Source organism: Pontimicrobium sp. IMCC45349, assembly GCF_047219225.1.
GTDB lineage: Bacteria > Bacteroidota > Bacteroidia > Flavobacteriales > Flavobacteriaceae > IMCC45349.
On record NZ_CP178208.1, the window covers coordinates 1,636,585 to 1,656,862 of the forward strand.

20 protein-coding genes are annotated in these 20,278 nt (G+C 30.9%); 3 read left to right on the forward strand and 17 right to left on the reverse strand.

Annotation, left to right across the window (positions count from 1 at the left end; all coding sequences use genetic code 11):
- Window positions 1-73 precede the first annotated feature (73 nt).
- Genes ACLII3_RS07655 through ACLII3_RS07670 form a run of 4 tightly spaced genes read right to left on the reverse strand, consistent with a single transcriptional unit; the run spans window position 74 to window position 6,731 of the window.
- Window positions 74-3,556: an efflux RND transporter permease subunit gene (locus tag ACLII3_RS07655; RefSeq protein ID WP_412987789.1), complete on the reverse strand. Its 3,483-nt coding sequence runs from the start codon at window positions 3,554-3,556 to the stop codon at window positions 74-76.
- A 9-nt stretch (window positions 3,557-3,565) separates the two neighbouring features.
- Window positions 3,566-4,738 (reverse strand): efflux RND transporter periplasmic adaptor subunit, encoded by a 1,173-nt coding sequence (locus ACLII3_RS07660; RefSeq protein WP_412987791.1) that lies wholly within the window; start codon window positions 4,736-4,738, stop codon window positions 3,566-3,568.
- 31 nt (window positions 4,739-4,769) lie between these two features.
- A complete protein-coding gene (locus tag ACLII3_RS07665; protein ID WP_412987793.1) occupies window positions 4,770-6,116 on the reverse strand; it encodes a TolC family protein in 1,347 nt (448 codons plus the stop codon).
- A 3-nt stretch (window positions 6,117-6,119) separates the two neighbouring features.
- A complete protein-coding gene (locus ACLII3_RS07670) occupies window positions 6,120-6,731 on the reverse strand; it encodes a TetR/AcrR family transcriptional regulator (RefSeq protein WP_412987795.1) in 612 nt (203 codons plus the stop codon).
- Window positions 6,732-6,867: 136 nt separating this feature from the next.
- Here ACLII3_RS07670 and ACLII3_RS07675 point away from each other — a divergent pair, with 136 nt between their 5' ends.
- Window positions 6,868-7,836 carry a polyprenyl synthetase family protein gene (locus ACLII3_RS07675; RefSeq protein ID WP_412987797.1) on the forward strand — a complete coding sequence of 323 codons (969 nt, stop codon included), beginning with the start codon at window positions 6,868-6,870 and terminating at the stop codon, window positions 7,834-7,836.
- Window positions 7,836-8,186 carry a hypothetical protein gene (locus ACLII3_RS07680; RefSeq protein WP_412987799.1) on the forward strand — a complete coding sequence of 117 codons (351 nt, stop codon included), beginning with the start codon at window positions 7,836-7,838 and terminating at the stop codon, window positions 8,184-8,186. Before ACLII3_RS07675 ends, ACLII3_RS07680 begins: the two co-directional genes overlap by 1 nt.
- 3 nt (window positions 8,187-8,189) lie before the next feature.
- On the opposite strand, the gene ACLII3_RS07685 is transcribed toward ACLII3_RS07680, so the two are convergent.
- The 12 genes from ACLII3_RS07685 to ACLII3_RS07740 all read right to left on the reverse strand — a co-directional run bounded on the left by ACLII3_RS07685 (window position 8,190) and on the right by ACLII3_RS07740 (window position 19,109).
- A complete protein-coding gene (locus ACLII3_RS07685; RefSeq protein WP_412987800.1) occupies window positions 8,190-10,190 on the reverse strand; it encodes a TonB-dependent receptor in 2,001 nt (666 codons plus the stop codon).
- Window positions 10,191-10,273: 83 nt separating this feature from the next.
- Window positions 10,274-11,125, reverse strand: a complete 852-nt coding sequence (locus ACLII3_RS07690) for a hypothetical protein (protein ID WP_412987801.1) — start codon at window positions 11,123-11,125, stop codon at window positions 10,274-10,276.
- Between the two features lie 102 nt (window positions 11,126-11,227).
- Complete coding sequence (locus ACLII3_RS07695) at window positions 11,228-11,623, reverse strand: hypothetical protein (protein WP_412987802.1); 396 nt, start codon at window positions 11,621-11,623, stop codon at window positions 11,228-11,230.
- A 48-nt stretch (window positions 11,624-11,671) separates the two neighbouring features.
- Window positions 11,672-12,094 (reverse strand): hypothetical protein, encoded by a 423-nt coding sequence (locus ACLII3_RS07700; RefSeq protein WP_412987804.1) that lies wholly within the window; start codon window positions 12,092-12,094, stop codon window positions 11,672-11,674.
- Between the two features lie 3 nt (window positions 12,095-12,097).
- Window positions 12,098-12,880, reverse strand: coding sequence for an ABC transporter permease (locus ACLII3_RS07705; RefSeq protein WP_412987806.1), 783 nt, complete (start codon window positions 12,878-12,880; stop codon window positions 12,098-12,100).
- On the reverse strand, window positions 12,873-13,580 hold the full coding sequence (locus tag ACLII3_RS07710) for an ABC transporter ATP-binding protein (RefSeq protein ID WP_412987807.1): 708 nt from the start codon (window positions 13,578-13,580) through the stop codon (window positions 12,873-12,875). Before ACLII3_RS07710 ends, ACLII3_RS07705 begins: the two co-directional genes overlap by 8 nt.
- Window positions 13,574-14,815 carry a nitrous oxide reductase family maturation protein NosD gene (locus ACLII3_RS07715; RefSeq protein ID WP_412987809.1) on the reverse strand — a complete coding sequence of 414 codons (1,242 nt, stop codon included), beginning with the start codon at window positions 14,813-14,815 and terminating at the stop codon, window positions 13,574-13,576. Before ACLII3_RS07715 ends, ACLII3_RS07710 begins: the two co-directional genes overlap by 7 nt.
- A 15-nt stretch (window positions 14,816-14,830) precedes the next feature.
- Window positions 14,831-15,268, reverse strand: coding sequence for a nitrous oxide reductase accessory protein NosL (locus tag ACLII3_RS07720; protein ID WP_412987811.1), 438 nt, complete (start codon window positions 15,266-15,268; stop codon window positions 14,831-14,833).
- Window positions 15,269-15,304: 36 nt separating this feature from the next.
- Window positions 15,305-15,904 carry a hypothetical protein gene (locus tag ACLII3_RS07725; protein WP_412987812.1) on the reverse strand — a complete coding sequence of 200 codons (600 nt, stop codon included), beginning with the start codon at window positions 15,902-15,904 and terminating at the stop codon, window positions 15,305-15,307.
- Between the two features lie 129 nt (window positions 15,905-16,033).
- Entirely contained in the window at window positions 16,034-17,953 is a 1,920-nt protein-coding gene (gene nosZ / locus ACLII3_RS07730; RefSeq protein WP_412987903.1) for a Sec-dependent nitrous-oxide reductase, read from the reverse strand.
- A 73-nt stretch (window positions 17,954-18,026) separates the two neighbouring features.
- Complete coding sequence (locus ACLII3_RS07735; RefSeq protein WP_412987813.1) at window positions 18,027-18,596, reverse strand: fasciclin domain-containing protein; 570 nt, start codon at window positions 18,594-18,596, stop codon at window positions 18,027-18,029.
- A gap of 6 nt (window positions 18,597-18,602) precedes the next feature.
- A complete protein-coding gene (locus ACLII3_RS07740) occupies window positions 18,603-19,109 on the reverse strand; it encodes a c-type cytochrome (RefSeq protein WP_412987815.1) in 507 nt (168 codons plus the stop codon).
- 116 nt (window positions 19,110-19,225) lie between these two features.
- Between ACLII3_RS07740 and ACLII3_RS07745 the strand changes: the two genes are divergently transcribed.
- The gene (locus tag ACLII3_RS07745) at window positions 19,226-19,657 is read left to right on the forward strand and encodes an RrF2 family transcriptional regulator (protein WP_412987816.1); all 432 of its coding nucleotides are present in this window, start codon (window positions 19,226-19,228) and stop codon (window positions 19,655-19,657) included.
- Here the strand turns inward: ACLII3_RS07745 and ACLII3_RS07750 are convergent, their stop codons facing one another.
- The gene (locus ACLII3_RS07750) at window positions 19,658-20,134 is read right to left on the reverse strand and encodes an alpha-ketoglutarate decarboxylase (protein WP_412987817.1); all 477 of its coding nucleotides are present in this window, start codon (window positions 20,132-20,134) and stop codon (window positions 19,658-19,660) included.
- Window positions 20,135-20,278: the final 144 nt, after the last annotated feature.

Sequence of the window (20,278 nt, forward strand, 5' to 3'; positions counted from 1 at the left end):
TTATTAAATGAAAAAGCCCCAACAAATGTTGAGACTTTTCCCTGCTATTAATTGCCTTTAAGGGAAAGGCTACCTATGCTATAACTTCTTTAGAAGAAGTTTTTGAACGTAACCACATTTTAAATCTTGTAATTAAGAAGAATAAAATTGGAACGACAATTAATGTTAAAAATGTAGCTATGAATAATCCGTAGATAACTGCCCAAGCTAATGGTCCCCAGAATACAACGTTATCTCCTCCCATATAAATGTTAGGGTCTAGCTCACTCATTAAAGTAAAGAAATTAATATTTAAACCTATTGCTAATGGTATTAACCCTAGAATAGTTGTAATTGCTGTTAATAATACTGGGCGTAAACGAGCTTTTCCTCCTTTTACAATTGCATTAAAAAGTACTGTTTTACTTGCAAATTGATCTTTAGGAACATTTTGCTCTACTTTCTTTCTGTCAATTAACAATTGTGTATAATCTAAGAGTACCACACCATTATTTACCACAATACCAGCAAGTGAAATAATTCCCATCATTGTCATCATAATTACGAATGATGCTCCTGTAATTACTAGTCCACCAAATACCCCAATAAAACTTAGGAAAATAGCTAGCATGATAATTCCTGGTTTAGATACAGAGTTGAATTGGAAAATCAAGATAAAGAAGATTAAACTCAATCCAGTAAAGAAGGCTCCCATTAAGAACGCCATTTGCTTGTTTTGCTCTTCTATTTGCCCTGTATAATCAATCTTAACATCAGAAGGTAATTCTCTAAATGTTTTCATTTCGTTTTGCACCTGTTGTACAATAGCACCAGCATCAGTATAACCAGGAGCTAATGCAGAATATAGTGTTACAACACGTTTAGTATCTCTATGTTTAATTGCACTAAATCCAGAATTGTTAGATGGACTTGCCAACGCTGATACAGGAATTTCTTTGATTTGTCCTGTGTTATCTCTAAATGTTATTTTTTGATTAAATAAAGCACTTCTGTTATATCTGTTTTCTTCGTTAAAACGTATGTAAATATCATAATCGTCACCATCTTCTTTATAAACACCAGCTTTGACACCAAAAATAGAATTACGTAATTGTGTACCAACTTGTGATGAAGCAACGCCTAATTCACCAGCTTTTTTACGATCTACAACTACTTGCATTGAGGGCTTGTCTTTATTTACATCAATTTTAAGCTCATCGATTCCTCCAATACTTTTTTGATTAATGAAATTACGCATTTCTTCTGCAATGGCAATTAACTCATTATAGTCGCTACCCTCAATTTCAATATTGATTGGATGTCCAACAGGTGGTCCATTAGCATCTTTTTCAACCGAAATTAAAACTCCAGGATAAATACCAACTAAGGCTTCTTGTACTTTTTGACGCATTAGCTCACTATCTTCTCCACGTCTGTATTTATACTCACGCATTGAAGCTGTAATTTTTCCTTTATGAGGCATTTCAGCAGAAGAGCCACCATCGGTTTGAGGGTTTCCAGCACCTTCACCAACTTGAGATACTGCACTTTCCACCATAAAGTTATAATCGCCATCTGTATATTGGTCGTCATTTAAGACTTCAAATACACGTTTTTCAATGTCTTTAGTAATCTGATTTGTTTTTTGAATATCTGTACCTTCAGGATATTCTACATATACAATAATTTGGTTTGGTTTATTGTCTGGGAAAAATTCAATCTTGGTTCTTTGTGAAGCAATGGAAGCTCCAAAGCCAACAAAAGAAACTATTAATAAGATAAATGTTCCTACAACAATAAATATAGGCCTCCAGCCTTTTAATGCACCTTTAAGAATTTTTTCGTAGAAATTTTCTAGACGTACTAAAGCACCATTTTGGAATGCATTTGCCCAGTTTCTTAAAAATAATCTATAAACCCAAAGCATGATAGCCGTAAACACCATAAGTGTTCCTATGCTTTTGTAGCTACCTCCAAAGAAGAATATTAGAAGTCCAATTCCACCCATAATTGAAGTAAGCATTATTATTTGCTTTAGTGGCATGTCCTTATCTTCTGTTGTCATGAACTTAGATACTAACACTGAGTTAAAGAAGATGGCAACAAATAGGGAGGAACCTAGTACAATAGATAGTGTTATAGGTAATAGTTTCATAAATTCACCCATTACTCCAGGCCATAATCCAAGAGGTACAAAGGCAGCAACAGTTGTTAAGGTTGAAATGATAATTGGAAATGCAATTTCACCAATACCTTTTTTTGCTGCTTCAACACGACTCATGCCTTCTTCATCAATTAGTCGATACACATTTTCAACAACTACAATACCATTATCTACTAACATACCTAGTCCCATTACAAGACCAAATAATATCATAACGTTAAGTGTATATCCAAAAGCGTTAAGAATCATTAAAGACATAAACATAGACATTGGAATTGCAAATCCAACAAATATGGCATTTTTGAATCCTAAGAAGAACATTAATACTGTTACAACTAAGATGACACCAAAAATGATATTATTTACTAGGTCGTCTACTTGACTAATAGTTTTTGGTGATTGGTCATTAGCTATGGTAACATTTAAATCTTTAGGAAACACATTATTAATAGCGTCGTCTACTATAACTTGTACTTTTTCAGCCGCTTCCACCATATTTCTTCCAGCACGTTTTTTAACGTCTATCATTACAACAGTGTTCCCATTTTCGCGCGCAAAAGTAGTTTTGTCTTTTTCTTTAAACGAAACAGTTGCAATATCTTTTAAGTAGATTGGACTGTTTTCATCAGACTTAACTACAAAGTTTTCTAAATCTGAAGGTTTGTCAATCTCTCCTAAAATCCTGATAGTACGACGTTGACCACTTGTAATTAAATTACCAGCAGACATGGTAACGTTACCTCCATTTATGGCATCTTCAATGTTTTTGAAACTCACTTGAGCAGCCATCATTTTATAAATATCGACAGCAACTTCTACTTCACGTTCTTGTGCACCACGAATATCTGCTTGTTTAATTTCGGATAAATTTTCTATTTCATCTTGTAAGTATTCAGCAAAATCTTTTAAACGCTGTACAGGATAGTCACCAGCAATATTAATGTTTAATATTGGCATTTCCTCAGACATACTTAGGGCAAACACGTTTGGCTCTACCTTGGCACCATTGAATGTTGGCCAATCTTCAGAAGAGGTTTCGGTATCAATTTCATCTTTTACCTTTTGTTTTGCTTGATCTACTGTAATGTTTTCATCAAACTCAACAATTACCATTGAGTAATCCTCTTGTGATGTTGAGGTAATTTCTACAACATTACTAACCGTTTTTAGTTTGTCTTCTAAAGGGTCAGTAATTAGTTTTTCAATGTCCTCTGCTGTGTTTCCAGGAAATAATGAACTAATATAAATTTTGGTTTCATTAATCTCTGGGAAATTTTCTCGAGGCATGTTATAGAAAGCCTTAATACCTAGAAAAAGTATTAAAGCAATCAATACATATATAGTGGTAGAATTGTTAATTGCCCAGGTAGACAATTTAAATTCTTTATGTACCTTTTTTTGTTCTTGAGTCATCTCTAGATTTTAGTTTTGTGTTACAATTTCAACTTCTTGTCCTTCTTTTACACTTCTTGCACCTTCTTCAATAATTTCCATATTAGGCTCTAAACCATTAAGAACTTCAATAATGTCTCCTTGTGCTTTTCCTGTTTGTATGATAATTCTTTTTGTAGTTCCAATATTGTTGTTAATATTTTCAACCACATAAATATATTGCTCACCTTTAGCATTTTCAGAAATTACGCTTTGAGGGATTAAAAACGCTTTATCACTACTGTAGTCATTAATCTTCATTTTAGCAGTAAGGTTTGGTTTTATATTTTGATTTTTATTTGGAACAGCTACTTCAACTTTAAAAGTTCTATTTGTTGGGTTTATAAAGTTACCTGCTTGTCGTACTTTTGCTTCGTAAGTTTTTCCTAAAACTGGGAACTCAACAATCACTTTTTTACCTTTTGTTATGCTTGTAAGGTATGTTTCAGGAACATTAGTTTCTATATACATATCTTTAAGATTAACAATACGGAATAATTGAGTTTGACCTTGAGCAACTACATTTCCAGGATCACTAATTACATCATCAATAGTTCCAGAAAAAGGTGCTCTTACTATAGTTTTAGAAATTTGAGTTTGCATATTATTTACCATTTCTTGCTGCGATTCGTAGCTAGATTTTGCTTGTAAATATTGCATTTCACTACCTATTTTTTGATTCCATAGACGCTCTTGACGTTCAAAAGTAGTTTTAGCTAAGTCTGCTTGAATTTGTAACTGAGCTAATTGTTGGCTTAAGCCTCCATCGTCAATTTTAGCTAATTTTTGCCCTTTGCTTACACGTTGTCCTTCTTTTACATAAACATTGGTTAAAATACCATTGTACTCTGGAGTGATAACAATATTTTGTTTTGTAGAGACACTTCCTTGTAATTCTAAATAATGTTCAAATGGCTCTTGAGCTGCTTTAAAAGTTGTAATTTGAGACAACCTTTTATTAGTGTCTAAAGCATCAATTGAGTTATTTAAAAGTTGTAATTGATCTGCTAATGATGTTTGTTCTGCTTCTAAAGCTGATTTTTTTTCTTTAATCTTTTTTAGGTCACCTGTAGCAATAATATCTTCTACAGATTGACTTTTTTCACCTCCACCGCAAGAAGCAAAAACTAAAGTGATGATAAGTAGTGTGATTATCTTTTTCATTATATAAGTATTATCTTTTGTTGATTGATTTTTAGTTATTTGAAGTTTGATTTAAAACAGTTTCTAACTCTGCTTTTTTATTGATTACATCTAACATGGCTTGTAAATATTCTTGTTGAGATGTGTAAAGTTGTGTTTGTGCTTGTCTTAGCTCAAAACTTGAAGCAATACCTTCAAAAAATTTAGTTTGATTTTTTTGTTCGATACGTTCAGCTAAATCAAGGTTTTGTTTTTTATTGTCGTAATCTTCAATAGAAAATTGATAGTCGCTTTTAGCTTGAGAAATTTGTAATTTAATTTTCTGTTCAGTTTCTAAAAGATCATTTTTAGACTTTTCAAGATTAATTTTAGCACGTTGTGTTGCTGCACTACGCCCTAAAGAACTAAATATTGGGATATTTAAACTCACACCAAATAAAGAAGAACCAAACCATTTTTGTTCTTTTTTAAGGAAGTCGAAACTTTCTCCATTGCCTGCATAGCTACCATTGATAAAAGCATCTAGTGTTGGTAACGCTTTACTTTTTTCGAGCTTTAATAACAACTCTTTTGAGCGAGTATCATTAGCTGCTATTTTATAATCAATAGTATTTTGCGCATCGTCATTTGATTCTAAAAGATCTAATTCCATATTTTGAATGGCAAGCGTCTCTAAGTTGTCTGTTAAAATAGTAGTGCTATTAACATCAATACCTAATGTTATGTTTAACATTTGGTAAGCAAGCTTTTCTAAACGATTAGTATTGTTCAAGTTACTTTGCACACTCGATAATGTGATTTGTAATTGTTCTACACTTTCTTCTTCTTCTAAACCGTTTTCATAAATTTTGGTGGTTTCATCAAGGTTTTTTTGTAAAACAGATATGTTACGCTCTAATATTTTTATGCTTTCTTGAGCTAATAATACATTTCCATAAGCGTTAATCACAGATTTTCTTACTTCTAAATCAGTTTTTACTTTTGCATTTTTGGAGATTTCTAAAAATACTTTAGCCGATTGTAAACCTACAATGTATGAGCCATCAAATATTTTTTGACGTACTGTTGCTGTAGCACTCATTGTTTGAGGTGTTCCAAATTCAACTTCAGCAAATTCTCCTGGATTACCACCAAAAAATTCAGCAGGAATTAAAGAAACTTGTTGTTTTAGCCAATTGTTGTAATCAATTGTTGCACTAATTTGTGGCAACCCAGTTGCTGTGGTTTCCCATTTTTGCTTTTTAGCTGCTTCAATATCATGAGCTGCATTTTTTGAGGTTCTATTATTTTCTATAGCAAAATCTATAGCTTCTTGTAGGCTAAATGTGTTAGTCTCATCTTGAGCGTTTACATTTATTGCAAAAATTAAACTAAATAATAGTATTAATCTTTTTGTCATTTTTTAGTTATTTAATTGATATTTTTTTAATTCTTCTTCAAGTATAGAATGTCCATATAGTGTTGCAATTGCTCTTGTATGGTATTCTAAAATTTTTAATTCTGTTTTAACAACTTCTGATAATTTATTATCGAACATATCGCTTTCGTAAGCACCAAATACTAGCAAAAAGTAAAATTTCATTACAGACTCCTTGTCAATATTTGGCCTATAAAGTTTTTCTTCAATCCCTTTTTCTAAGTTTTGCATTACACAGTCGCTAAATGTGCAAATTTCTTTATCCATTAGTTTTGTATAAGTTTCGGGATAATACTTTTTAAGCTGAAACATTGGAGATGTTTTAGCATTTTTAAACATGTCTTTAAAAATACTTTTAATCGCAAAATTTTCTTCAATAGCGTTATAACCCTTAGAAATGATACCTTCAATAATGTTATCGATTGTTACTTGGATGAAACTTACAGTTTCATCAACTAAATGATCTTTATTATCAAAGTACTTGTAAATAGTTTTTTTAGAAATGCCCATTTCATTAGCAATGTCATCCATAGTAACACTTTTAAATCCATAGCTTAAAAACATATCACCAGCTTTATTTGTAATTTTTTCCTTCATAGGCTATCAAAATTTGAGTGCAAATATAACATGGAAACTTTAAATACAAAGAAAGTTTCCGTAGTATTTACATTTTTTTAACATTAAAGAGGATGTTGTTACTTTTTTTACCAACGAATTAATTTATTTTTGCTCTATGCAAAACATAGAATTCTATCAAGACGCTTTTGTATCGCATTTGGATGCATTTACAAAGCATAGAGAGCCAGAAAATTTATATACTCCAGCCAATTATATCCTAAAATTAGGAGGCAAGCGTTTAAGGCCTGTGCTAACATTAATGTCTGCTGAGATTTTTAATTGTGACTATAAAGAAGCTTTAGATGCAGCGTTAAGTATTGAAGTATTTCACAACTTTTCATTAGTACATGACGATATTATGGATGATGCTCCTTTACGAAGAGGAAAGGAAACTGTTCATGAAAAGTGGGATTTAAATACAGGGATTTTATCTGGTGATGCAATGCTTATTTTAGCATATCAATTATTTGAAAATTATCCAGCAGCTATTTTTCAAGACTTAGCAAAGCTTTTTAGTAAAACAGCTTTAGAAGTATGCGAAGGGCAACAATACGATATTGATTTTGAAACTCGAGATGATGTAACGATTCCTGAGTATTTAAAAATGATTGAATATAAAACAGCAGTATTAGTTGGTGCAGCTATGAAAATGGGAGCAATAGTTGCTAATGCTAACGAGGAAGACCAAAATAATATATATGAATTTGGTAAAAACTTAGGAGTAGCTTTTCAACTTCAAGATGATTATTTAGATGCTTTTGGTGACCCAAAAACATTTGGAAAACAAGTTGGTGGTGATATTATAGAAAATAAGAAAACATACTTGTATTTAAAAGCATTGGAATACACAGATGATAGCACTGAGCTTGAATACTTGTTTAGTATATCTGCTAAAGATAATACTGATAAGATAGCAACAGTTAAGCAAATTTTTGAAGAAAGTGGCTCAGCTAATGCAACTAAAGAAGCTATAGAGTTATATACCAATAAAGCTTTTGAAGTATTAAGTAACATGACTATTTCTGAAGATAAGAAACAACTACTTAGGGCTTTTGGAGAAAGTTTAATGAACAGAAATGTATAATGAAACTACCAGTTGATTTTGAAGGATTAATTGCAGAAGCTAACACTTTAAATTTGTATCAAAAACTAATCCGTCAGCTTAATAAAGATTTTTTATTGGCTAATATTGATTTGGATTTTGACGAAGAGATTTTACCAACGAGTCTAAAGTTAATTCTTCATGAAACAGTTTACACTTTAATTCAAGAAAAATTTGCTGAGTATTTAAACTTACTATATATAATTGACGTGCCTGAACATAAAATAAGGCAACTTGATGGGAGCGATACAGTACAACTATCCGAGCAAGTTACCTTTTTAATATTACTTAGAGAATGGCAAAAAGTTTGGTATAAGCATCAGTATAAATAATAGTTAGAAAATTACATACGAAGCGTTCATATAAAAATTTCTACCTTGTCTTGGAATGTTATTCCAGTCTGCATAAGTAGAGTATTTCTTGTCTAGAATATTCTCTATTCCATATTTTAATACCAATTTATTACTATTAATATGAAACGCATTACCTAAGTTTAGGTTAATAATAGTATATGCTGAGGTTTCATCTTCACCATAAAAGCTACTGTATTGACTTTGATTTCCATTACCTTCTATTTGTAAAGCGGCATTAAATTTTTGATTCCCATAACTTAATTCGGCTAAATAAGAAAAAGGTTTTATAAGCGGTAGATTTTCTTTATTACTTCCTTTTCCATAATTATAACCGATGGAGCTGTTAATAGATAGCTTTTTAGAAAACTTATAACTTGCATTTAGGTAAACGTCAAAAATTGTAGCATGATTAAGTGCACTATATAACCTCACTCCATTAGCACCTATGGTCATTGGACTTATAGATTCATCAATTTCTCCAATTATGTAATCGGATAAATAAAAGAAAGAAGATTCTATGCCAAGATTCAGTTTTTTGAATTTGAAGTTGGTTTTTGCATTCAATTCAATAACCTTTTCATTTTTTAAGTTAGGGTCTCCGATATAATCGTAGTTATCAAAACTGTTAAATAAAAAGAAGCCATAACCTTCGCTTACTGAAGGTGCTCTTTGTCCATATCCTAAGCCAAAAGTAGCATCAAAGTTGTCCTTCTTTAAGATATAACTACTAGATAGACTTATAAGAGATCTATTTTGTGTGTCACTAATATTTGGATGGAAAATTTGTAGACTTTCTAAGCCAACTTGTTTGGCAATTTTGTTTCTATGAAAACCAAATCTAATAGTCCCAGAAATTGTCTCTTTATCATTTAGTGCAATTCTATCGTTAATATATATACCAGAATATAGTGTTCTAATATCTGGCCAAGTGTACATAAACATTTCTGGTTGATTTGGGTCATTTGGATACATGGTCATTTCTGCTAATGAACGATTATAAAACCCATTAATGTTTACTGATATATTATGTTTGTTTTCTTTTAAAGTTGCCTTACTGTAAAAACCATAAGTATCACTCCAACCAGGCATATCCATACGAATAGGAACTATTGGACGTTTACTATCATCCATAATATGTGTAATAGTGTTGAAGTATAATTTAGTTTCTAACGATTTAATTTTTGTTGAATCGTTTTTATAATTATGAGTTATTGAGGTAATTAAAGCTTCTGCTAAAGAAACATCCATAGGTAGGGCAGGATAACCAACATCTGTTGCTTTGTCATAAATAATATTAGCTTCTAAAACTTGGTTGTTTGATAGTTTATAGCCACCTTGAAAAGAGATGTTATATTTTTGAAATTGAGAATATAATACCTCATTATTTCCTCCAGCATCATAATTGTCGGATTTACGGAAAATGACATCAGTATTTATATAAAATTTGTTACCTGAATATTCCATGTCTATTCCAGCTACTCTGAAGTTACCATTAGTTTCGTAACCTAAATCAATACTTGTTTTTAATCCAGAATCATAAAACTTTGATGGAGCAATTTGTAAATCAATTCCGCCACCAACACAATGACCATTTTCTGTACCTTCTTGTCCAGAATTAATATTTACTTGCTCTAGATTTGACACATCTACATATGATGTTATTGGATCCATTTTATCGGTACATGCACCAAAAATTTGTATTCCATCTATAGTTACATTTAGTCTATCACTTACCATATTGTTTAAGGATGGCTCCCAAGCATAATTACCACGTTTTATCATGGTAATTTTATTTGCTTTTTCTAAATAAGTGTCAATACTAGATAATGTTTTTTCTTGCCTATAGTTGCTTAGTTTTCGCTGAGCAACTACAATTACTTCATCTAATTTGGTTGTGTCTTTTTCAACTTTATTAGGGCTTTTTTGGGCATATGTTAAGTTAAGACTAAGAAAACTTAGGCTTATAAAAATTAGTTTTTTCATAATAATGGAATTATGTTGATTCTTGTGAAATGAAGCTACTCGACATTAGAGTAGCTTCATTTTAACTAACCAATTTTGAGAATTTAAAACTCTAATTCTAAGTATAGAGAACTTTTTGGGTTTTCTTCAGTAACATCTTCACCTTTAATAATAGTGTTAGCATCATTTAAAAGTTTTAAGTTTAAAACCCAATAACCAGTCATTGTTAGTGATAAATCGCCATGATATAAATTGTCAGAAATATTATAGCTTAAGTCTGTATTATTTGGTGAACTGTGATTGCCCATTCCAGGCATTCTTGGGTCTAGGGTAATGGTGTAATCTTCAATCTTAGGGAAGGACATCATAGATTCCATTTTATATAAACCAACAGTTAAATCGTTAATTCCAATAATAGGGTTTTCAGGCTCGATAAGTGCTATTATATAGCGTGTTTCATCACTAGCCATAACACTAGTTACGTTTTGATTACTGTTTTGTGAAACAGTAATCGTATCTGTTACTGAATAGTCTACACCATCAATAGTGTAATTAAAAGTTAATGACCAACCAGAACCATCCATTCCAGTCATTTGATAAACAACTGTACCTTCATATATAGTTTGTTTGCCTGCTACTTTTTCAATTGTTGATCTTGGGCAAGAATGCTGCATTGTTGGCATTTGCATCATTGGCATCCATGATATATTGGCATTTTGATAGTAAGTATCATCATCAGTATTTTTTATTCTAAAAGTAACATGATTGTATCCTGTGTAGAATATTCCTGTTTTATTAAACAGTTCTATTGTATGATTACTGTTTACAATATCTTGAATTTTTGTTAAGCCTTCTACTTCGTTTATTTGTGTATTGTTGTTATTGTCATCATCTGATGAACAAGCTGTTGTAAATAAGGCAATAAATAGAATTGGTAATATATATTTTAGTTTCATTTTTAAAGTTTTAATTTTAATAAAGTATGTAGCTATGCTAGCTTACCCAATATTATGAGCAAGGAGCATAGATTTTGCCAATAAATTGGCGCCAATAAAAAATTAACTAAAAATAGGTGGTGGTGTTTCTACTTCAAGGGCAGTTTTGTATATCCTTGTTGAGTCGTGTGATAGATTTACTTTAGGTAAAGTGAATTCACTTAAATGCATGTTTAATGCATCAATAGTGAATAAACAATAAATATCTAAAGAGGTTCTTTTGTTTTCTGGTAATGGAATATTGCTATTAGTTTCAGAGTTGTTTTCAACTAATTGTTTTCTTAGTTGACATTTACCATTACATCCTTTTTGTTCTTCTTTTTGAATACAAAGAGTTTTAGCAATAAAATCTTGATTAATTATAAAATCACCAATAATAGCAACTGTATTTATGCTATTTGTAAGTAGCATAGATACTAAGAATAATGCTGTGATTTTATGAATTAAGACCTTAATCATAACGCAAAGTTAGTGCATATAGAAGTAAGAAAATATGATGTATATCACTTATTTTTTAAAATACTCAAAATACTTTTTAATATAAATTTCTAACCTTAATAAAGCATCCTTTTTACTCTTGTTTTCGATGTTATCTCTTAATAATGAAATTTCATCAAGCATTGGTACTAAAACTACATGTAGTTGGTCATGAGGCTCCCCTTTCATATCACAATTTTTAATGATATAACTAGTTTGTTTGGATAAAAACTCTCCTAAGATTGTAAAGTCATTACTTTTAGAATTTTTAAAACCTTTAATTAAAGAATCCATTTTTGTAACTCCAATGTGAGTCGCTTCGTTTACTTGCCAAGGTTTATTATTGTCAAGTTTTAATTCTTTAAGAACATTGTTGGTTTCAATTTCATACTTACTTTTTTTACAACCTATGCTTATAATAAGAATGCAAATAATAAAAAGTACTTTTTTCATGGTTTAAAAATCTTTCTTTTTAGATTTAAATGTAATTCTTAAAACAGGTAAAATAATCCAAACAGCAAGCATTATAAAAGAAATTATTAAACCAAAATTGGTTCCAAAAAACCTTTTGAATATAGCTCCAGTATAACCCAATAAAGCTGATATATCTAGCTTAAGTAAGATTAAAGTTCTGGATAAATCTATAGGATTAAGCATTGTTCCAAAAAGCGATAGTTTATCTAATGGATAATCTTCAAAAATCACTAGAGATAATAGGAAAATACCATCATATATTACAGCTAAGAATAGCCAAAGTAATATGGCATAACCAAAACCTTTAATCTTATTTTCATTAGATAATGCAATATTAAATGCTAAGGCAGTAAAAATCAAGGTTAAAAACGTTCCTGTAATTAATAATAATGAAAAATCCCAGATTACATTAGATTTAAAAAGACCATAAAAAACAAATGGAATTCCTAAGCCTAAAATTAAACTCATAGAAAGTGATAAAGCTACACCTAAGTACTGTCCTAAAAATATAGACGAGCGTTTTAGGGGTTGTGCTAATAAAAGTTCGGTAAACTCTTTAGAATTATAATAATACATTACTCCAAAAATGGTTCCTATTAAAGGAACAAGTACAATAATTACATTCATTAAAGTAATGACTGCTTTTGATAAATCGTTGTTTAAAAAAAGGAGAACAATTCCAAGTAAAAGATAAAATGCAAAATACACATAACTCCAGCGACTGCGCATTAAATCAAAAAAACTGTATTTTAATATTTTAAGCATGATTGTCTGTTAGTATTGATGCGATTGCGTGTTCGAAATCGGGTTGATTAGTCTTTGTTTTAAGTTCACTTATACTTCCTTTAAAGTATATTTTACCTTCTAGTAAGAATACAATTTCATCTGAAATTTCTTCAACAAAACTCATAATATGTGAAGTAATTAATATGGTTTTGCCATTAGCTTTTTCTTTTTGGATAAGGTCTTTTAATCGTATTAAAGAAATTGGATCTAATCCTGTTGTTGGCTCATCAAGAATAATTAAAGGACTATCAAACATAAAGGTTAAAACAATATTCACCTTTTGCTTTGTTCCACCAGATAAGTTTCCAAGTTTTTTATTTAAAAATGGTTCTAATTTAAAAAGTGCTATTAATTCTTCATCTGCTTTTGTGTCACCTCTTAAGTCTTTTATCATTTTAATAAGCTCTTTCACCTTTAAGTTAGTCGGAAAATTAGCTATTTGAGGTAGGTAATCTATTTTGTGTCTATAGGTCGAGTTATTCTTAATGTTTTCTCCAAGTACTTCAATAGTACCTTTATTAGGTATTACCATGCCTAAAATTGACTTTATTAATGTTGTTTTTCCCGAACCATTTGGTCCTAGGACAGCAAAAATACCACCATCGTTAATGTTTAGATCAACACCACTTAAAACAATGTTTTTGTTGAATTTTTTATGTAAATTTTGAATACTTACCATTCTATTTTTTTTATTGAAGGGTTATTGTCTAATAAATTATCGGGAGTGAATACTGGCGATACTTTTTCGGAAAAGTCAATAATATCTATAAATAAACTACGTAATAGTATTATAGTTTCTGGAGTTCTATTTACGATATATGAAAACAACTTTACAGGTCTGTAAGGCACATCACCAATACCATCTTTATCTAAATCGTATCCAGTATAATTACTCCAATAGTTTTTGTCAAAAATATTGTCGTTAATTTTACTGTTGTACGATAAATCGAAAGAGTTATATAAAAAATTGTTGCCAATAAATGAATTTGTATAACAAGCACCACGAACTTTTATGGCCCAACCATTATTAATGAAATCGTTGTTTTGGTAAGTAATCCTGTTAGATCCTTCAATATTTATTCCTATTGTGTTTTCTTCAAAAGTATTACCTTTTATTTCAGAATCATTGATTTCTTTTAGTAGCATTCCATAAGATGCACTTCCCCAATTTTCCTTAAAAATGTTATTGAACATCTTTATTTTTTTCGAAAACATTACCGCAACACCTGCACCATTTTTTTCGAAAACATTGTCTTGGTATAAATCATCGTTAGAAAACATAAAATGTAACCCATATCTAATATTATTTGAGCTTACATTATTTTTAATAATACAGTCATCAGAAAACTCTAAATAAATGCCATCTCTAACGCGTTGTACAAAGTTATGCTCTACTTGTATATTATGACTATACCAAAGCTGAATACCATTTCCAGAATTATATTCCTCAACCGCATCTCCAATTATTTTATTGTGAAATACTTTACCATCTCTTGATTTCTCAAGATAAATACCAAAAAACAGTTTTTCTAAAACTACATTTTGAATAACAAAGTCCTTGCTTTTTCTTACTCTTATAGCTGCGTAATCTTCAGTATAACTGGTTCCAACATTTATAATAAACAAACCGTCAACAGTAACATTATTGGCAGTAATTGTTATTATTTCACCTTTTTCCTCGCCATCTATTACTGGATAGTCTTCGCCAATAATAGTTAGCGGTTTATTAATCTCTAGATTGTATTCTTTGTAAGTTCCTTTTTTTATTAATAAAGTATCATGATCTTTTGCTTGTTCAATACCTTGTTTGATGGTTGTTATATGGCAAGATTCACAAATTGTAATACTATTAGCAAAAACATTTACTGAGACTAAAAGAGTGATAAAAAATGATATGATGATTGACTTTTGCATAAGCTAGAAATTTGATCAATCATTAAATTTTTTAAGCAACTCATCCCAAGTGTATATTTCACCACCTTTTTCCTCTTTTAACTTTATAGCATCCTCTTTGTTTTTAAATGCAGATAAAAAAGCTCCCATAGGACTCGGAACATTTTCACTAATTAAAAATGTAGCTTCTTTTGAGTCTATTAATTCTTCAGGAGTAGAATAGTTATTAGATAAGAATAATTCTATGTTTGAAGTTTCAAACTCATCCATAAAGTTAATCATACACTCTGTAGCATCAAATTTATAAACCTTTCCTTTGGTAGTTACAATTTCGGCCGCATGTATTTTATCTACTATTGTCATTTTACAAAAATGACATCCATCTTGTCCATAATTTATAGGCTCAGGTGCAATACTACAACCCCATAGAAGTCCTATTGCAACAAGTGCAGTAATTAGTTTTAGTGTTTTCATCTTTAGTGTTTTTTTAGTGTTTTTTACATAGTTATACTATGTAGCTATTGCGTTTTTACGCTCTTTCTTTCCAAAGAAATAAGCGAGAAACGATAATCCCATTCCTAAAGCTAGGAAAAATGCGCCTAACTGAGGATAAGAATGTGCTCTAAAATTTAATATGTCTTTAGATCCAAATAAAGGAGGTTGGAATCCCATTATCGAACCATCAGGATTTGTAAATTTCATAATAGCTTTTGGGTCTAAATCATGTCCATAATCATGTTCCCATAAATAGAAGTCGTACATTCCTGCAGCTGCTAAGAGACACATAAATATAAACCATCCAAGATACCATTTGTAGTTGCCTTTAAAACCAATAATTAAGCCTAAAACAACCATAGTAAGTATAACTGCTGGGAAAATTTTAAATTCAGGAATAGACTCAGGAATATATTTCATGCCCACATAATGATTCATTAAATTAATGTTTTTTATATCATGTGGATTGGCATCAGCAAAATCATTTATATAAATGTCCATTCCTAGAGGAGTAGGGTATTGAGGTGCTTCTAGTGTTATATTCCAAAGAGGAAAAACGAATAAAGCTAAAGGTAAAATTACGCCTATTAGCATTGTAATTTTTGACTTTTTCATTTTGTTTGTTTTTGCTGTTACTATTAAGTGTTATTTTTTAGTGTTTTAAAAATTAAGGCGAGAGCGAAATGAATTGCTCTCGCCTTTTAGGAAAATAAACACTAAAACAAAATTCTCCTATTTTGTTTATTATTCAATGTCTTCACCAAGTGACCATTTCAACTCCATGTCTGCATTTGCTGGAGATACTCTAACATATCCTTGCATTTCTTGGTGTAATGCAGAACAGAAATCTGTACAATAGAATGGCCAAACACCAACTTGTTTTGGTTCCCAGACAAAAGTTTCAGTTTGTCCTGGCATGATTAATAATTCTGAAGTATTAGCTCCAATAATTGAAATACCATGAGGAACATCATAATCTTGCTCTAGATTTGTAACGTGGAAATATACTTTATCACCAACTTTTACTCCTTCAATATTATCTGGAGAGAAGTGACTACGTATAGTTGTCATATATATATGAACATTTTTTCCATCACGTACAACCTTAGTGTCAGCTTCAGAAAGTGCTGCATAAGGGTGTTTGTTATCTTCTAATTTAAATAGTTTTGTTTGACGAGGTTTAATTAAATCTGCAGGACATCCAGCCGCATAGTGAGGCTCACCAACAGTAGGGAAGTCAAGTAATAATTCCATTTTCTCACCAGAAATATCATATAATTGAGCAGATTGTGTTAACTCTGGACCTGTAGGTAAATAACGGTCTTTAGTAATTTTGTTCATTGCTAAAACATATTTACCAAATGGTTTTCTAGAGTTTCCACCAGGTACCATTAAGTGACCAACAGAGTAATATGTAGGTTTTCTGTCTATTACTTCCCATGTACCAACTTTCCATTTTACTACTTCAGAAGAGATAAAGAATGTTGTATACGCATTACCTTTATCATCAAATTCTGTATGTAAAGGCCCTAAACCTGGTTGTTCTACAGTACCAGCTAATACATCTTCAAAATTAAGAATTGGAATGCCATAAGCATCACCTGAGAATTTTTTATTCTCAATAGCATCTAACATATTAGTAAAAGAGTGCACTGTTAAATTAGCTGATAATTTACCACTACCTACTATGTATTCTCCAGTTGGATCTACATCACAACCATGAGGAGATTTTGGAGTTGGTAGGAAATAAATTGCACCAGGAACATCAGTTGGATTTACAACAGTTACTTCTTTTTTCATTGTAGAAGTAGCAGAATGTGTGTGTTCATCGTAAACATTATGAGCATAATTTGCAGGCATTTTAGTTCCGCCACCATTAGCTACATATTCTTTAATTTTTTTCCAGTTTACTGCAGCAATAAAATCTTTATCATTTTGAGAAGCGTTTACTTCCATAAGTGTGCTTGCTTCTTCTGTATTATATGTTGAGAAGAAGAACCAACCATGAGATTTATCTCTACCAGGATGTGATAAGTCATAATCAAATCCAGGCATTAAAATTTGGAAGTCAATATTCATACGTCCATCTTCTGGATCAACTGCAATAAAAGTTAAAGCACCTTTAAAGTTTCCTTTATAATCTTTAATAGGCATGTCTCTTTGTGGAACTGGAACAGAGAAACGTGTTCCTGCAACTACATATTCAGTGTTTTCTGTTACGAAAGACGAACTGTGGTTACCTGCACTATTAGGAATTTCAATGATTTCTGTTGTTTCAAAAACAGATAAATCAATTTTTGCAATACGAGGTGTGTTGTTACCATTAATAAATACCCAACGACCATCTATTTCACCATTTGTTTGAGAAATGTCAGGGTGGTGAGAGTCATCCCAAGGTACAAAACCATGAGAAGTATTTAACATAGGTTTAGTTTCTTCGTTGTAACCCCATGCTTTTTCAGCATCTTGAGAGAATACAGGAATTACTTTAAATAAACGTCCTGAAGGTAAACCATAAACAGCTAGCTGTCCACTAAATCCACCTGATACAAATGCGTAAAAGTCATCATGCTCACCTGGAGCTACATATACTTTTTCTGCAGCACTTGATGTTAATGCACCATTAGTGTTAGCCGATTGATTATTACAGCTAGTAACAATCATTGCTATTACAAATAATGAAGCAAATAATTTAAATGTATTTTTCATTGTTTAAGTTATTATTGTTGTTTTAGTTTTATTCTTTAGTAGGTGGTAATAATACTTTGTCTACAACATGTACAATACCATTTCCAGCTTTTACACTAGCAATTATATTTGCTCCTCCAATAACAGGTTTGCCATCAACAACTTCAACTTTTACATATTGGTTATTAGCTTGTCCTAATTTTGGAAGTTTAGTTAGTATAGTTGTGCTTAAATTACCAGGAGTAACATGATACTTTAGTATGTTAGCTAATGCTTCTTTGTTTTCTGGCTTTACTAAGTTTTCTACAGTACCTTCAGGTAATGCAGCAAAGGCAGCATCTGTAGGAGCAAAAACTGTAAGAGGACCTACGTTTACTAAAGCGTTTTCTACTTGAGCAGCTTGAACTGCAGCAACTAATGTTTTATGGTCAGGCGATCCAATTGCTATTTGCAAACAATTTGGAGTGGCTTCATCGTCAGAAAGAAAAGCTTGTCCAGTACGTTCTGTTGAAGTTTCTTTTTCTACTGTATTATTAGACTCTTTTGTCACTTCATTTTTACAATTAAAAACGAAAAGAACCAAAAGAGCACTAATAATTAATTTAATGTTAGATTTCATAATTGGTTAGTTTAATGTTCTAAAATATTCTAATACAGCTCTGGCTTCCTCCTCAGTTAGGTTTTGGTTAGCCATAGGTGAACCGTTAAATTCAATTAATAAACTTTTTGCTAAAGCATCTTTACTTACCATTTCTTCTGGGTTAAGAATCATGTTCATAATCCACTCTGGAGTTCTTCTTTTCAAAATGCCATCTGGAGCAGGTCCAATAAATTTTTTCCCAGCTTTGTGACAAGCAGTACACATTTTTTTAAATACTTGCTCACCTTTTGTAGCCATTGCTTGGTCTATATCAGCTCCAAGTGTAATCGACTTAATAGGTCCTACACCTTTAGTTGTTAAATCAATAGTTTGAGATGGTTTAGTTGTTTTTTTCTTCTCAACTTTTTTCTCAGTTTTCTGAGTTTTTAATTTCACTTTAGTTGATTCTTTCTTCTTTTCTTCTTCACCACCTCCACAACTAATTAAGATTAGGGTACAGATTAGAGTTAAAATTTTTAGTGTTGACTTCATAATTATAGTATTTAACAGCAAAAATATAATCTTGTTAAGAGTTAAAATATGACAAAAATCATATTTAAGATAAAAGAGTCTTTTTTATATTTGAAAAAATTTTAAATTCAATTCTATTGTTTTCAAAAACATCTAAATACGCAATTAAAGCTGTTCTTTTTTTAGCAGTGAATTCTTCAGAAAAAAAGAGGGTTATGGTTAAAGAGATAGCAGAACCTATAAATGTTCCACAAGCATATATAGCTAAGTTATTACAAAAGCTATCTAGAGAAGGATTGATATCTTCTGCTAGAGGACCTAAAGGAGGCTTTTATTTAAATGAGTTTGATAGAAAACAAACAATTATGAATATTATAGCTGCTATAGATGATGAGAATAAGTTTAACTCGTGTTTATTAAGCTTAGAGAGTTGCAATTCTGAAAAACCTTGCCCTTTGCATAATATGGCAAGTCATTTACGTACCGAACTTATAGGTAATTTAGGTGGTAAGTCTATTCAAGAAATAGCTAATGAAGTAAAAGAGGGAAGAGCTTTTTTACCGTTATAGTTAAAAATAAACTCTAATAAAAGGCATCCAAGGGTCAGCGTAAATACTCTTTTGTTGGTCGTATAAAACATCATACCTAAACCCAACAGTTACGTTTCCACTTCTATATCCAGCACCCAAAAATAAGGCTGGATACCAGTAGTTTTCGTTTCTAGTACCAATATTGCGTTCCCATTTTCTGTCAACGTTTAGTTGTTCAAATTCTGTTGATAATTGTAGTTCATTGATTGGGTTGTATAAGCCAATTAAGCTACCTCCTAAAATTGTAGATTTGTAAAAATCTTCTTGTTTATTATATGTACCATTTAAACCAATACCAAATGCAATGTCATCATTAAATTGATAAATGGCACTTGGAGCTATTGTGCCACTAAAAAAGCCATCGCCAAAACTTAATCCTAAACCACCACCAAAACTTACATGTTCCCAAAAATTTGAATTTGAAGTTGAGTTTTGACTAAATGAGGTTGAAGACATCGAAAAAAAACAGAAAATTGTTACTAATAAATTTAATTTTAGGCTGTTTTTTTGAAGATTTTTCATAATGAGCTAAATTAATATACATTTATCGTCATAAAAATAGTAAAAACGTATCAGTTTTTACTAAAAATTGTATTTTTG